The sequence below is a fragment of the Kitasatospora sp. NPDC006697 genome (assembly GCF_042869935.1).
In the GTDB taxonomy this organism is placed as follows: Bacteria; Actinomycetota; Actinomycetes; order Streptomycetales; family Streptomycetaceae; genus Kitasatospora.
Genome location: NZ_JBIAGU010000015.1, coordinates 78,942 through 93,102 on the forward strand (window position 1 = coordinate 78,942; position 14,161 = coordinate 93,102).

The 14,161-nt window shown below is 74.7% G+C and carries 11 protein-coding genes; 2 read left to right on the plus strand and 9 right to left on the minus strand.

Going from position 1 to position 14,161, the window contains the following annotated elements:
• Entirely contained in the window at positions 1-921 is a 921-nt protein-coding gene (locus ACFYNO_RS22090; protein WP_388014870.1) for a hypothetical protein, read from the plus strand.
• A gap of 5 nt (positions 922-926) precedes the next feature.
• Here the strand turns inward: ACFYNO_RS22090 and ACFYNO_RS22095 are convergent, their stop codons facing one another.
• From ACFYNO_RS22095 to ACFYNO_RS22110, 4 genes are all read right to left on the minus strand, one after another.
• A complete protein-coding gene (locus tag ACFYNO_RS22095; protein ID WP_388014873.1) occupies positions 927-2,084 on the minus strand; it encodes an oxygenase MpaB family protein in 1,158 nt (385 codons plus the stop codon).
• 40 nt (positions 2,085-2,124) lie between these two features.
• Positions 2,125-3,177: a polyprenyl synthetase family protein gene (locus tag ACFYNO_RS22100; RefSeq protein ID WP_388014876.1), complete on the minus strand. Its 1,053-nt coding sequence runs from the start codon at positions 3,175-3,177 to the stop codon at positions 2,125-2,127.
• Complete coding sequence (locus ACFYNO_RS22105; protein ID WP_388014879.1) at positions 3,170-3,439, minus strand: polyprenyl synthetase; 270 nt, start codon at positions 3,437-3,439, stop codon at positions 3,170-3,172. Before ACFYNO_RS22105 ends, ACFYNO_RS22100 begins: the two co-directional genes overlap by 8 nt.
• Before the next feature lie 332 nt (positions 3,440-3,771).
• Positions 3,772-4,383 carry a hypothetical protein gene (locus tag ACFYNO_RS22110; RefSeq protein ID WP_388014882.1) on the minus strand — a complete coding sequence of 204 codons (612 nt, stop codon included), beginning with the start codon at positions 4,381-4,383 and terminating at the stop codon, positions 3,772-3,774.
• Between the two features lie 304 nt (positions 4,384-4,687).
• On the opposite strand from ACFYNO_RS22110, the gene ACFYNO_RS22115 reads away from it, so the two are divergent.
• Complete coding sequence (locus ACFYNO_RS22115) at positions 4,688-5,518, plus strand: universal stress protein (RefSeq protein WP_388014884.1); 831 nt, start codon at positions 4,688-4,690, stop codon at positions 5,516-5,518.
• A gap of 4 nt (positions 5,519-5,522) precedes the next feature.
• Here ACFYNO_RS22115 and ACFYNO_RS22120 read toward each other — a convergent pair whose 3' ends face one another.
• From ACFYNO_RS22120 to ACFYNO_RS22140, 5 genes are all read right to left on the minus strand, one after another.
• Positions 5,523-8,444 carry an amino acid adenylation domain-containing protein gene (locus tag ACFYNO_RS22120; protein ID WP_388014887.1) on the minus strand — a complete coding sequence of 974 codons (2,922 nt, stop codon included), beginning with the start codon at positions 8,442-8,444 and terminating at the stop codon, positions 5,523-5,525.
• A gap of 158 nt (positions 8,445-8,602) precedes the next feature.
• Positions 8,603-9,247, minus strand: a complete 645-nt coding sequence (locus tag ACFYNO_RS22125; protein ID WP_388014890.1) for a response regulator — start codon at positions 9,245-9,247, stop codon at positions 8,603-8,605.
• On the minus strand, positions 9,211-10,425 hold the full coding sequence (locus ACFYNO_RS22130) for a sensor domain-containing protein (RefSeq protein WP_388014983.1): 1,215 nt from the start codon (positions 10,423-10,425) through the stop codon (positions 9,211-9,213). The genes ACFYNO_RS22125 and ACFYNO_RS22130 overlap by 37 nt, the downstream gene beginning before the upstream one ends.
• 275 nt (positions 10,426-10,700) lie before the next feature.
• Complete coding sequence (locus tag ACFYNO_RS22135; RefSeq protein WP_388014893.1) at positions 10,701-13,211, minus strand: FtsX-like permease family protein; 2,511 nt, start codon at positions 13,209-13,211, stop codon at positions 10,701-10,703.
• A complete protein-coding gene (locus ACFYNO_RS22140) occupies positions 13,211-13,999 on the minus strand; it encodes an ABC transporter ATP-binding protein (protein WP_388014896.1) in 789 nt (262 codons plus the stop codon). Before ACFYNO_RS22140 ends, ACFYNO_RS22135 begins: the two co-directional genes overlap by 1 nt.
• Positions 14,000-14,161: the final 162 nt, after the last annotated feature.

Below are 14,161 nucleotides of genomic sequence, written 5' to 3' on the forward strand. Positions count from 1 at the left end.
GTGAAGACCGTGCACCGCCGATCGCCGCTCCGGGCCCTGGCCGCCACCGTGGCCGCCGCCGCCCTCGGCCTCGCGGCCACCGCGCTCCCGGCCGCCGCCGCCCAGCCCGCGCCACCGCCGGCACCGGCGCAGCTCTACCCGCGCACCGGCATCGTCCCCCTGCGCACCGGGAGCCCCGGCGCGGCCGCCGTCCTGCCGTCCGACGCTCCGGCCGACGGGCTGCGCTACCGCTCGGGCCCGCTGGCGAAGGCGCCCAAGGTCTACCTCGATTTCTGGGGCAGCCAGTGGTACGCCGACGACCCGGCCGAGAACGCCGCCGAGGGCTACCTGCAGGGCCTCTTCCTCGGCCTCGGCTCCTCCAACGACACCTGGTCCACCATCACCAGCCAGTACGCCGGCGCCGACGGCAGCGCGCCGGTCTTCGACGGCCCGGTGCTGGCCGGCGTGCTGGTCGACTCCCGCGGGCCCGCCCCGGCCCGGTCCGAGCAGCCGGACATCGCCGCCGAGGCGCAGTACGCCGCGCAGTACTTCGGCGTCTCCGGCCCCGACGTGGACATCGTCGTGGTGAGCCCCAGCGGCACCCATCCGGACGCCTTCCCCGACCACGGCTTCTGCGCCTGGCACAGCTGGACCGGCAGCGTGGCCTACACCAACCTGCCCTTCCTCCCCGACGTCGGCTCGCTCTGCGGCGCCGGCACGGTCCAGGGCCCGATGGACGGCTTCGGCATCGTGGCCGGCCACGAGTACGCCGAGGCGATCACCGACCCGGTGCCGTTCAGCGGTTGGACGGACCCGAACTACCAGGAGATCGGCGACCTGTGCGCCTGGAGCGGCCTCGCGATGGTCGGCCTGGGGCCCTGGCGCTTCCCGATGCAGCCGCTGTACAGCAACCGCGCCGGCGGGTGCGTGCTCTCCTCCTGACGGGCCTACAGGGTCGGCGCGGGCGGCGTCCAGCGGCGGGCCTGCGGGACGGTGTGGGAGATGCCGTAGTCGGGCTTGAGGTGCTCGGGGATGGCGTAGTGCATCACCCGTCCCCGGGTCAGCGAACCGAGTTCGAAGCGGGTGACCAGCCCGCCCAGGGCGTCCAGCGCCCAGGTGGCGAGCGGGGAGCGGTCCTCGATGCCCTCCAGCGCGCCGAGCAGGGCGGGAGCCGCCTTGACCAGGGTGTCCCAGTTGGTGCGCGGCACCTCCAGCCAGTCGGCGCAGGTGTCGCCGACCAGGTAGCGGATCAGGGCGCCGACCACCGGGTCGAGCAGGCTGCCCGGGACCACCTGCTCGTACATCTCGGTCAACTGGGCGGTCAGCCGGGCGCCTTCCGCGCTGGGGCCGAGGTGCCGGGAGAGGTAGAGGTCGAGGTAGCGGCGCGCGCCCTCCAGGGTGGTGGGCGCGTGCCGCTGGTCGACGCCGAGCATGGCGCCGACCACCCGCCAGGCGTAGAAGTACGCGTCGGCGCCGTCGGTGGTCATGTGGACGTTGAGGCGGTGCAGGCTGTCCAGCACCAGCAGTGAGAAGAGCAACTGGCCGCCGATCATGTCCTCCTGGCAGATCGGCGTGCCCAGCGCGGCGGTGTCCCAGCTGTCCTCGCGGCGCAGGTGGTGGCGGATGGCGGCGTGCAGCAGCCGGACCTTCTGCGCGGCCGGGACGAACCGGCCGCCGGCCTCGAAGGCGTCCGGCTGGAGCAGGTAGACGGTGAACTGGCCGGTCTCGGCCATCCGCCGGGAGGGGTAGTCCAGCGCGTGGGTGGCGCTGAGCAGCCGGGCCACCCGCGGAACGGCGTAGCAGGCGGGCATCGAGGCGAAGGAGAGGGCGGTGGAGATGTGCATGCTGTTGTGCAGGAAGAACAGCCGGGCCTTCTCCATCTCGCCCCAGTCGACCCAGTCCGGCGCCGTCCTGGTGGCGTGCAGGTACTCGCGGGCGACCTCGGGCAGGCCCTCGGGCAACTCCTGTCCCACGGTGGAGAAGTAGCGCATCAGAGTGTTGAACTTGCCGACCTCGCCGCGGGCGAACAGGGTGTCGACGGTGGCGTCGGCCAGTTCGTCGCCCGCCTCGCGCAGGCTGTCCAGTACGGCCGGGGTGTAGGTCATCGGGGTTCCTGACGGGTCGGAGGGTGGGTGCGGCCGGGTCTCAGTGGTGCCGGCTGGTCGCCGTGCGGGCCAGGTCGGTCAGGGCCTGGGCGGCCTGGCGGGGCAGGCTCGCCCGGTCCAGGGCCTCGGTGGCGGTGCGGACCCGCTCGTCGATCATCCGCTCGATCCGGGCGGGGGCCCGGGTGCGCCGCATGATCTCCCGCGCCCGGTCCAGCGCCGCGGTGTCCTGGGCCGCGCTGCCCAGCAGCCGGCGCAGTTCGGCGCGTTCGGCGGGGGTGGCGCAGCGCCAGGTCTCGGCCAGCAGCGCGGTCGGGCGCCGGGCGGTGAGGTCGTCGGCGTTGGCCTTGCCGGTGCGCGCGGGGTCGCCGAACAGGCCCAGCAGGTCGTCGCGCAGCTGGAACGCCTCGCCCAGCGGCAGGCCGTAGCCGGTGAAGCAGTCCCGGAGTCCGGGGCTCGCCCCGCCCAGGGCGGCGCCGATCAGCAGCGGCTGCTCCACGGTGTACTTGGCGGTCTTGTAGCGGACCACCTTCAGCGAGGTGGCGGTGTCGGGCGGCGCCCCGGTGTGCAGGATCTCCAGGCACTCCCCCGCGACCAACTCCCTTGCCAGCGCGGCCCAGAGCGCCCGAGCCCGGGAGAGGTAGGCGGCGGGCAGGCCGCAGTCGGTGAAGAGTTGCCCGGCCCAGGCCGTCAGCAGGTCCCCGACCAGCATCGCCAGCGCCTCGGCGGCCGCCGCCCGCCGCGGCAGTCGGGGCAGCGCCTCGCGCAGCGCCCACTGGGCGGTGGGGCGGCCGTGCCGTATTCGGCTGCGGTCGATCAGGTCGTCGTGCACCACGGCCGCCGCGTGCACCAACTCCATCGCGGCACAGGCCCGGACCAGCGCCTCGCTGTCCGCCTGCCCGGCGGCGCGCCAGCCCCAGTAGCAGAACGCCGCCCGCAGCCGCTTGCCGTGCCGGGTCGCCGCCCGCAACTGTTCGGCGACCGGCGCCAGTTCGGCATCGATTTCGAGCAGCAGGCCGACCTCCTGCTCGACGAACGCACGCAGCGCCCCGTCCACCCGCTGCTTGAGGGCGGCGTGCGGCGGGCCGTCAGCCATCGGCGCGGCCGGCTCGGGCGACCACCTGACGGGCCACCACCTCCAGGTAGGCGGGCGGCACCGCGAACCGGTCGAGCAGCACCTGCCCGCGCGCCCGGATCTCCTGGTGCCCCTGCCCGGCCAACTCCCCGACATCGGACCGCCCGAGCACCGCCCGCCCCTTGGCGAGCACCTCGCCCACGCCTTCGGCCACCGCCCCGGCGACCCCGGCCGCCAGCAGCACCGCCTCCCCGAGCAACCCGCGCCGCCCCGAACCCGTCATCCGCCCGCTCCCCCTCCCGGGCCGCTGCGCCTCAGGGCCCCACGGAGCTCTGCCCGCCCACCCCGCCGGGACACCCACCGAACGGGTGAACCGAGCGGCGCGAGGTTGACGCACGGCGGCCGTCGGGCGTCGGGCGGCCGGACGGGAGACGCGGATCCGGGTGATCTCGTGCCTCGGCGCGGTCCCCGCCGGGCAGCTGCTCCGGCGGGCCGGTACCGGTATACGAAGAGCGGCACGACATGCCCCGCGACAGCAACGGCTCGCGCCGACCGATGCCGGGCAGGCGCGGCGACGGATCAACTGGGCATTCTCCGGGGCGGGTTCGGGCCAGATCAGCGCACCCGGCCGGACCAGAACGGCTCGACCTGGGCCCAGTCCGGTTCCCAGGCCCGCTCGGCCCGGCGGTCCAGGGCGCGGCGGCGCAGCAGGTAGCCGGTCTGGGCGGCGACGGCGACCAGCAGGGCGGCGCCCGTGCCGTCCAGCGCGGCGCCGGTGACCATGGCGGTCTCGGTGGGCGGGGCGCCGGCCGGGCTGCCCGAGTCGCCCACCCAGACCGGCACCCGGCTGCCCGCGGCGGCGTCCCCCGGGACGGAGACGGTGCCGCTGTGACGGTCGGCCCCCGGGTAGCTCCAGGCAGCGGACGCGGCGGCCGCGGCGTCGGTCGAGTCGGCCACGGGCCGGCCGGTCACGGTCGCGGTCACCTGGTGCAGGTGGGCGCCCGCCCGCTGCGCCTCGGCCCGCCGGACGCCCAGCAGGGCCAGCGCGACCACCGTGCCGGCCACGGCGGCCAGCACCACCCCCGCCCAGAGCGCCAGCAGCAGGCGGCTGCGTGCGCGGTCGACCGGGCGGCAGAGCGGATTGCGGTCCCGCCCGAGGGCCCGCCCCAGGTGCCGCCGCAGCGGGGACGGGGCGGACGGGCGCGGTGCTGCGGTGCTGGCGGACATGGCAGCTCTCCCTGGATCGACGGTGGCTCCTGTGGGTCGTGGTCGTGCTACCAGTCTGGACCGGCACACCTCGCGGATCGCTGGGCCGGGCGCCGGAGCCGGCCCGCACCCCTGGTCAGGGAAACGGTCCTGGCCCGCGGCCCGCCCGGCTGGCGGGCCGGCGGCATGAGCGAGACTGCGGCTCCGACGCCTTCGTCGGGGCCGCCGCCTCGACCGCCCGAGCCCGGCAGCGCTCGCGGACCGGTGCGGCGGGTGCCCAGGATGGAGGGGCGGCGCCGCGGGCGCCGGGAGCGGAGGCACAGCCGTGGCGAGCGATGCGATCATCACCGGATTCGACCTGTCGGACCAGTCCCGGGCCGCCGCCCGCTGGGCCGCCCGGGAGGCGGTGCGGCGCCGGGTGCCGCTGGAGGTGCTGCAGGCCTGGCCGGGGCGGGACGAGCAGCGGGGGCGGGAGCAGCTGGCCGGCGAGGTGGCCGCGCTGCTCGCCCGCCACCCCGGCCTGGAGGCCCGGGCCGTCCAGGTCGCGGACGACCCGGTCGCCGTGCTGCTCGCCGCCGCGGCCCGGGCGGAGCTGCTGGTGCTGGGCTCGCGGGCACTCGGCACGCTGCGCGGGTTCCTGACCGGCTCGGTGAGCCAGCAGGTGCTCGGCGCGACCGGTTCCCCGGTGGTGCTGGTCCGGGCCGGTGAGGATGAGGAGGAGGAGCCGCCCGGCGTCACCGTCGGCCTGGACCACGCGCACCCGTACGACGCCGTCCTCGGGTTCGCCTTCGAGGCCGCCGCGCGGCGCGGCGCCCCGCTCACCGTGGTGCACGCCTGGCTGCCGCCGGCCGGCAGCGAGTACCTGCACTTCGGCTCGCTGGACGACCGGACGGAGGAGGGCTACCAGGCGGAGCAGCAGCGCGCGTTGGACGCGGCGCTGGCCCCCTGGCGGGCGCGCCACCAGGGCCAGGCCGTCACCGCCGAGCTGGTGCTCGGGCGGGCCGGGCAGGTGCTGGCGGAGGCGGCCGCCCGGACCGGCCTGCTGGTGGTCGGCGCCCGGCACCGCCGCAACCCGGTCGGTGCCCACCTCGGCCCGGTGACCCACGCGGCGATCCACCACGCGCCCAGCGCCCTGGCCGTCGTCCCGGTGCGCTGACCGGCTATCCGCGGGCGGCCGTGTCGCGGACCAGGGCGGCGACCCGGGCAACCGTGGGCTCGGCGAGCAGCTTGGGGAGCTCCGCCATGAACCGTGGCTCCTGCTCCGGGGTGAGCAGTTCCCGGCAGACCGCCGCCAGCATGCCCAGCAGCGAGACCGAGTCGCCGCCCAGCTGGTGGAAGTCGGACTGCGGCTCCAGCCGGGCGCGGTCCGCGCCCAGGGTGCGGGCCCAGATCCCGGCGACGGCCTCCTCCGTCGGGTCCAGGGGAGCGGACGCGCCCGCGGCGCCCGGCTCGCCGAACGGGTCGGGCAGCGCCTTGCCGTCGACCTTGCCGCTCACCGTGTACGGCAGCTCGTCCAGCAGCAGCACGGCGGCCGGGACCATGTAGGCGGGCAGTACGGCGCCCAGGTGCACGGTCAGCTCCTCGGGCGTGGTGGGCGCGGTGGTCAGCGCGTAGCCGTAGAGCGCCTTGCTCCGCTGCCCGGGCCGGCTGCGGGCGACCACCACCGCGCGCTCGACGGCCGGGTGGTCCTCCAGCGCCCGGGCCACCTCGGCGGGTTCGACCCGGTGGCCGCGCACCTTGACCTGGTCGTCGATCCGGCCCACGCACTCCAGCTCGCCGGAGGGCAGCACCCGGGCCAGGTCTCCGGTGCGGTAGGCGCGGCTGCCGTCGGCGAGGCGCACGAAGCGCTCGCGGTCCAGCTCGGGGCGGCCGAGGTAGCCGCGGGCGAGCTGGGCGCCGCCGAGGTACATCTCGCCGGTCTCGCCGGGGGCGACGAACCTGCCGTCCGGGTCGAGCAGGTGCACCGTGGTGTTGTCGGCGGGCAGGCCGATCGGCACCACGGCGGTGGCGGCGTCGAGTTCGGGGTCGAAGGTGTGCGCGGTGCAGCCGATGGTGGCCTCGGTCGGACCGTACTCGTTGATGATCCGGCAGGCGGGACCGAACATCCGCTGGGCCCGGGCGGCGACCTCGGTGCGCAGCTGCTCGCCGATCACCAGGACGGTGCGGTAGCCGGTGGGCGCGAGGTCGAGCTGGCCGATCAGGTCGAGGTGGGAGGGCGTCAGGTTGAGCGCGTTGGCGCCGGATTCCGCCAGCAGCCGGCGCAGCGAGAGGTGGGTGGGGTCCTCCGGCATCAGGATCACCTGACCGCCCGTCAGCAGCGGCAGGTGGACGGAGGTGCCGGTGACGTCGAAGGAGGGCGAGGTGATCAGCGGCAGCCGGGTGTCGGCGTCGATGCCGAAGGCGCGCAGGCCCCAGTGCACGTAGTTGGCCAGGTTGCGGTGTTCGATCTGGACGCCCTTGGGCCGCCCGGTCGAGCCGGAGGTGTAGATGACGTAGGCCAGGTCGTCCGGCGCGGGGGCCGCGTCCTGCCAGGCCTCGGCGGCGGGCAGGTCGTCCAGGACCACCGGCGTGCAGGCGTCCGCCTCGCAGAGGCGCAGGTCGTAGGGCTTCTCGACCAGGCAGTGGGTGCTGCCCGCGTCGGCCAGCAGGTCGCGGATCCGGGCGTCGGGGTGGCGGACGTCCAGCGGGAGGTAGGCCGCCCCGGCCCGCAGCACGCCCCAGAGGGCGGCGATGCCGGCCACGGTGCGGCCGGCCAGGATGCCGACCACGTCGCCGGCGCCGACGCCGCGGTCGCGCAGCGCGGCGGCGACGGCGTCCGCGCGGCGGCTCAGCTCGGCGTAGCCGACCTCGCCCTCGGGGCCGCTGAGCGCGGTCCGGTCCGGGGTGCGCTCGACCTGGGCGCGGAAGAGCTCGACCACCGAGCGGTCCGAGGGCAGCGGGCGGGCGGTGCGGTTGCCGGCCCACTGCCGGTGCTCGCGCGGCGAGAGCGCTTCCTCGAGGGTGTCCAGCACGGCCTCGGCGCGTTCGGCCAGGCCGGGGCCGTCGTGCCAGGCCACGGTGAGCTCGGTGCGGCCGGCGTGCTCCAGCAGGTTGACCTCCAGCGGACCGCCCGGCCCGGTGGTGCCCAGCGGGTAGACGGCGTCCGCGTGGAACTCCCCGGCGCGGAAGTCGGCGAGGTCGGCGGTGCCCAGGTGGGAGAGGTAGGCGAGGCTGTTGTAGCGGTTCTTCCTGGACGCCAGGTAGGAGATCACGCCGTTGGCCGCGCGCATCACCGGTAGCGGGGTGCGCAGGATCGAGTCGGCGAACTGCGGGGCGAGTTCGGCGTCGGCGGCGAGCAGGGCGAGCAGCCGCTGCTGCACCTGCGGCCAGTCCTCGCCGGCCCCGACCGGCAGTTGCAGGGCCCAGGCGAGCGAGGCGGTGGAGCGCAGCTCGGGCCGGTGCCGACGCAGGTCGACGGGGACGAAGAACCGCGCGTCCCCGTCGGCCCGGGTGCGGGCCAGGGCGGCGGCCAGCTTGGCGGTCGCGGCCGGGTGGCGGCCGTCGACGGCGCGGCGGCGCCAGAGCACGCCGCGGGAGCCGCGCGGGCGGGCGCCGAGCAGCGGCGGCCACTCCAGCTTCGGGGCGGCCTGGGCGGGCGGGCGCTCCAGGCCGGCGGTGAACTCGGCGTCGTTGAGCGGGCAGTCCGCGCCCAGCAGCGGTTCGCCGCGCAGCGCCCGGAAGACGTCGGCGGACCACTGCAGCAGGCCGCGCCCGTCGGTGACGCCGTGGAAGGCGCGGAAGACCACGGTGGAGCGCTCTCCCGGCAGCAGCAGCACCTCGCAGGTCGGGCCGCTCGCGGGCAGCGGGCGCTGCAGGGCGGTCCGGCGCAGCAGGTCGCCGCCGTCGCCGTCGAGCACGGTGACGACGGGCGCCGTGCCGCTGTCCACCCAGCGCTTGCCGCGCCGGACCAGCCGCATCCCGGGCGAGGCCTCGGCGGCCCGCTCGACGGCGAGGGCCAGCTGATTCCCCGTCAGCTCGCCCTCGCCCTCCACCACCTGGGCCACGCAGTGCCCCGCACCGATGCCCAGGAACACCCAGTCCATGGGCGAGACGGCACGGCTGTAGGGCGATGGGTCGGCAGGGCTGCTGCTGCCGGGTCTCACGTTCACCATTGGTCACACTCTCCGATCCCCTGGCTCGGTCGTCTCGGAGGCTATGACCTGTCGCGCGAACCTGAGTACCCCTCAACACCCCTAGGTCATCAGGCGTTGAGGTAGGCGAGCACCGCGAGGACCCGGCGGTTGCTGTCGCCGTCCGGCGGCAGCATCAGCTTGGCGAAGATGTTGGAGATGTGCTTGGCGGCGGCTCCCTCGGTGATGAAGAGGCGTTGGGCGATGGCGGTGTTGGAGCAGCCCTCGGCCATCAGCTCCAGCACGCCGCGCTCGCGGGCGGTGAGCGCGCCGAGCGGCTGGTCGCGGGAGTTGCTGACCATCAGCTGGGAGACCACGGCCGGGTCCATGGCGGTGCCGCCGGCGGCGACCCGGCGGATCGCGTCGATGAACTGCTCGTTGTCGAAGACGCTGTCCTTGAGCAGGTAGCCGATGCCGCCGGTGCCGTCGGCCAGCAGCTCCCGGGCGTACATCTGCTCGACGTGCTGGGAGAGCACCAGGATCGGCAGCTTGGGGATCTCCCGCCTGGCCTGCAGCGCGGCCTTCAGGCCCTCGGTGGTGAAGGTCGGCGGCAGCCGGACGTCGACGATCAGGATGTCGGGGCGGTGCTCGGCGGCGGCCGCCAGCAGGTCGGGGCCGTTGTCGACGGCCGCCACGGTCTCGAAGCCGTAGGCGTCCAGGAGTTGGATGAGCCCCTGCCTCAGGAGGAAGAGGTCTTCGGCGAGGACAACACGCACGGTATCTCCATGGTGATCGCGGTCGGGCCGCCCGGTGGGCTGCTGATGTCGAGGGTTCCGTCGAAGGTGGCCAGCCGGCGGCGGATGCCGTGCAGGCCGGTGCCGCCGGCCGGGTCGGCACCGCCGCGGCCGTCGTCGGCCACCCGGGCGTGCAGGGCGGCGCCGTCGTGCCAGGCGGTGACGTCGACCCGGTCGGGGTCGGCGTACTTCAGGGCGTTGGTCAGCAGTTCGGAGACCGCGAAGTAGAGCGCGGACTCCAGCGGCGGCGGCAGCTCGCCGGGGATCTCCACCGCCACCTCGACCCGCAGCGGGCTGGCCAGGCCGAGGGCCCGCAGCGCGTCGGCCAGGCCGCGCTCGGCGAGCACCGGGGGGTGGATGCCGCGCACCAGGTCGCGCAGCTCGCGCAGGGCGGAGACCGAGGAGGTGCGGGCGTCCTTCAGCAGCCGGCGGGCCTCCGGCGATTCGCTGCCGAGGTGGCGTTCGAGCGCCCCGAGGGTCATGCCGAGGCTGACCAGCCGGGCCTGGGCGCCGTCGTGCAGGTCGCGTTCGATCCGGCGCAGCTCGGCGGCGGCCGCGTCCAGCGCGCCGGTGCGGGTCTCGGCGAGGTGCTGCACCCGCTCGGTGAGCTCGGAGCCCTTGGTCGGGCCGAGCAGCAGCCGGGTGAAGTGGGCGTGCGCGGTGAGGAAGACCGGGCTGTACCAGACCCAGGCGAGGAAGAGCGCGGCCGCGGCCAGCGCGCCGAGCGCGGCGGTGGGCTGGCTCTGGATCGGCACGAAGAAGTACTCCCGCCCGCTCCCCCGGGCCCGCAGGATCGGCTGCCAGAGGCCGCCGGCCAGCGCCAGCCCCTCCAGCACGTAGTAGAGCACCGCGGCGGGCAGGAAGCCGATCATGCCGACCACCGAGTTGAGCAGCAGCCAGAGCAGGTCCCGCCAGCTGGCCGGGTCGGTGAGGATCCACTTGCAGCGGCGGATCCAGCCGACGATGTCCCGCTCGAACTCCTTGGGCTCCGGCCGGTACGGCACCGGGACCGGCACTCCGGAGCGCCCGGCCGCCCGCCGGTTGGCGTTGCAGAGCCAGCGGACCCACTTGGTGGTGATCGGCAGCATCACGGCGCCGATGCCGATCACGAAGAGGATCACGAAGTAGGCGGTGACCAGGAAGAGGCAGACCGAGAGCATCGCGCCCAGCGCGATCAGCACCCCGACCACCAGGTCGCCACCGGCCCGGCGCAGCCGGGCGGGGAACTCGCGCAGCACGGCCCCCGGGCTCACCGGGGAGCGGTCTGACGCACTGAGGCCTCCGGGCAGGAGGCGGCTCTGACGGCGGAAGGACGGTAGGCGAAGCACATCTGGTCCAGGGTACTAAATCCGACTCGGCTTCATGGAGTTGACGGACATGCAGCTGCGGGGCCGCGCTCCGTCCGGGGGTGACGGAGGGCGGCCCCGCGTGCCGGTCAGGCGGGGGACCTGGCCGTTTCGATCGGCGGCGTCCGCATGCCCCGCCAGGACGGGAACAGGGTCGCGCCGAAGATCAGGGCGAGCGCACCGCCGACGATCGCCAGGTAGATGCCGATCGAGCCCTTCGGCAGGACCGAGTCGGCCTTCACCAGGCTGTACGGCACGATCGTGGTGGCCGAGGCGACGGTGCCCAGCAGGGTCGCGATCACCGCGACCAGGGCGCCCTCGACGCTGAGCATGCCCAGCACCTGGGCCTTGGTGGCGCCGGTCAGGCGCTGCAGGCCGAACTCGCCCTGCCGCTTGCGGGTCACCGCCACCAGGGTGTTGATCACGGTGATCGCCGCGTAGCCCACGATCATCGCGACGATGGTGTAGTTGGAGGAGACCAGGATCTGCTGGATCTGGTTGTTGGAGGCGGTCAGGGCTGAGCGGTCGGCGACCGTGGTGCCGGGCGCTGCGGCCGCGACGGCGTTCAGGCCGGAGCGGATCGCGGCCGGGTCGGCGCCGGCGGCGGCCCGGACCAGGATCTTGGCGGGCAGGCCGGCGGTGGTGTGCGGGGCGAGCACGTCGGCGGGCAGCAGCAGGTACTCCTGCTGCGGGTCGTCGGCGTAGGTGGCGACCACCCTGGGGGCGGCGGCGGTGCCGTCACCGAAGTGGATCTTCAGGGTGTCCCCGAGCCGGACTCCGTAGTCCTTCGCCTGCTTGTCGGAGAGCGCCACGGTGTCACCGTGCAGGTCGCCGATCGAGCCGTGCGGCGAGTTCAGCGCCAGGGTCTGCCGGACGCCGTCGGCCGAGACCCCGCGCAGGTCCGTGGTGCTGCCGCCGGCCGCGTCCACGAAGCCGATGGAGCTGACCAGTTCGGAGGCGCCGGCCACACCGGGGACGCCCCGGACCGAGCCGATCACGCCCGGCCCGAAGCCGCCGGTCGCGGAGGTCAGCTGGTAGTCGGCGAGCACGTCCTCGGCGTAGCTCCGGGCCGAGACCTGGTCCTCGGTGGACTGCATGTAGAGGGTGCCGGTGGCGATGCCGATCAGCAGCACGATGGGCGCCACCGCGCCCGCCATCCGCACGTTGTTGGTGCGGGCGTTGCGCAGCGCCAGGTAGCCGGAGAGGCCGGAGAGCGCCCGGACCGGCCAGCCGACCACCACGGTGACCGCCTTGGTGATGCCCGGGGCGAGCAGCGCCAGGCCGATCGCGAAGAGCACCGAGGCCGGTCCGGCGGTGCTCGCCAGGGTCGGGCCGTCGGTCATCACGGTGGCCGTGATCACCGACAGCATCACGCCGTTGACCATGAAGAAGAGCGCCAGCACCAGCCGGGTGGTGGTCAGCCACCTGGTCTGCAGGGTGCTCTCGGCCAGCGCCGCGACCGGCTTGGTCCTGGCGGCCTTGCGGCCGGCGAAGAGCGCCGCGCCGAGGGCGGCGGCGACCGCGGCGACGGCGCCGACGGCGATCGGGATCCAGCCCTCGTGGAAGGTGATCTCCTTGGAGACCACGCCGTTGCCGGTCAGCTGGCCGTAGAGCAGCTTGCCGATCAGGTAGCCGGGGCCGATCGCCAGCGCGGTGGCCAGCACCGAGAGCACGGCGGTCTCGCCGAGGATCATCCGGCGCACCTGCCGGGAGGTGGTGCCGATCGCCCGCAGCAGCGCCATCTCGTGGGCCCGCTGCTGGAGCGAGAGGCCGAGCGTGGAGGCGACGCCGAACATCACGATCAGCACCGCCCAGCTGCCGAAGATCGCGGCCAGGATGGTCACGGTCTGCCGGCTGGCGAGCGTGCCGGGCAGGTCGGCCAGGCCGCGCCGCTCACCGGTGAGCACCGTCGCCCGGCCGCCGACCGCCGAGCCGAGCGCCTTGGCCAGCGCGGCGGGCTGGGTGCCGGGGGCGGGCAGCACCCCGATGTTGTCGTAGCTCCCGCCGGCCCCGGCCAGTTGGCGGGCCTGGGCGTCGGCGAAGAAGAGGCTCGGCTTGAGCGGGGCGCCGGTGTTCTGGCGGACGATGCCGGAGACCGTGAAGCTCCGTTCGGTGCCGCGCACGGTCAGCTGCACCACGGAGCCGACGGTGGCGCCCGTGTCGGCGGCCAGCTTGCCGTCCAGCGCCACCTGGCCGCCGCCGGGGGCGGACCCCTCGGCGAGCGCGTAGGGGGTCAGTCCGGCGCTGCTCCAGGTGTGGCCGGCCGAGCCGGCGTCCACCGCCTTGCCGCCCACCACCACGGTGGCGGGGAAGGAGAGGTCGGGGAGGGCGCTGCCGACGCCGGGGACGGCTTTGACGGAGTCCAGCACCCCCTGGTCGATCCGGTTGCGCTCGGTCAGCGCGGTCGAGTCGTGGGTCTGCTGACCGGTGACCACGATCGGCACCCCGGCCAGGCGCTGCGGCGGGGCGGCCATCCGGACGCCGGTCTCCATCAGTCCGCCGCAGGCCATCACGATCGCGGCGCCCAGGAACATCGCCACGAAGGTGGCGATGAAACCGGTCTTGCGGAACTTCAGTGTGCGCAGGGCGAGCAGCAGCATCAGCGGGCACCCCCTGACAGGGCGGAGCTCTCGTCGTCCCAGGCGCCGAGCCGGGTCATCCGGGCGGCGACGGCCTCGGCGGTCGGCCGGTGCAGCTCGCCGACGAACCGGCCGTCGGCGAGGAAGACCACCCGGTCCGCGTAGGAGGCCGCCACCGGGTCGTGGGTGACCATCACCAGGGTCTGCCCGCCGGCTGTCACCGACTCGCGCAGCAGGCCCAGCACGGCGGCCGCGGTGCGGGTGTCCAGGGCGCCGGTCGGCTCGTCGGCGAAGACCACGGCGGGCCGGGTCACCAGGGCACGGGCGATCGCCACCCGCTGCTGCTGGCCGCCGGAGAGCTGGCCGGGCAGGTGGTCCAGCCGGTCGGCCAGGCCGACCCGGTTGACCACCATCAGGATCTGGTTCCTGTTCGGCCGCTTGCCCGCCAACTGGAGCGGCAGCACGATGTTCTGCATCACCGTCAGGGCGGGCAGCAGGTTGAAGGACTGGAAGATGAAGCCGATCCGGTCGCGGCGCAGCTTGGTCAGCCGCACCTCGTCCAGCTCCGCGAGGTCGGTGTCGCCCACCATGACCGTGCCCGAGGTGGGCTGGACCAGGCCGGCGGCGCAGTGCAGGAAGGTGCTCTTACCGGAGCCGGAGGGGCCCATCACCGCGGTGAAGCTGCCGGTGGTGAAGGTCATGCTCAGTCTCTTGAGCGCGGCGACCTCGTTGTCGCCCTTGCCGTAGAGCTTCTCCACCGCTTCCAGCCGGACGGCCGCGGTCTGCGTGCCGTTCTCTCGAGTCTGCACGGGAACTCCCACCGGTCTGTCACGCACCCCGCGTGAACTGGTACCAACGCTAGATTTCGGCGGGTGCGGGCACACTGGCACTGCTTGGCGTATCCGGGGTAGAGGTTTCTCCACCTCGGTGGGGAACGTTCCTCGACCTGGCCGTGCGGTGTCCGGGCAAGG

Excerpts from the sequence above, each read along its gene's own strand:
- ACFYNO_RS22105 (WP_388014879.1), bottom strand. The coding sequence starts at position 3,439 with ATGACGGGTTCGGGGCGGCGCGGGTTGCTCGGGGAGGCGGTGCTGCTG.
- ACFYNO_RS22110 (WP_388014882.1), bottom strand. The coding sequence starts at position 4,383 with ATGTCCGCCAGCACCGCAGCACCGCGCCCGTCCGCCCCGTCCCCGCTG.
- ACFYNO_RS22095 (WP_388014873.1), bottom strand. The coding sequence starts at position 2,084 with ATGACCTACACCCCGGCCGTACTGGACAGCCTGCGCGAGGCGGGCGAC.
- ACFYNO_RS22120 (WP_388014887.1), bottom strand. The coding sequence starts at position 8,444 with ATGGACTGGGTGTTCCTGGGCATCGGTGCGGGGCACTGCGTGGCCCAG.
- ACFYNO_RS22100 (WP_388014876.1), bottom strand. The coding sequence starts at position 3,177 with ATGGCTGACGGCCCGCCGCACGCCGCCCTCAAGCAGCGGGTGGACGGG.
- ACFYNO_RS22135 (WP_388014893.1), bottom strand. The coding sequence starts at position 13,211 with ATGCTGCTGCTCGCCCTGCGCACACTGAAGTTCCGCAAGACCGGTTTC.
- ACFYNO_RS22130 (WP_388014983.1), bottom strand. The coding sequence starts at position 10,425 with ATGCTCTCGGTCTGCCTCTTCCTGGTCACCGCCTACTTCGTGATCCTC.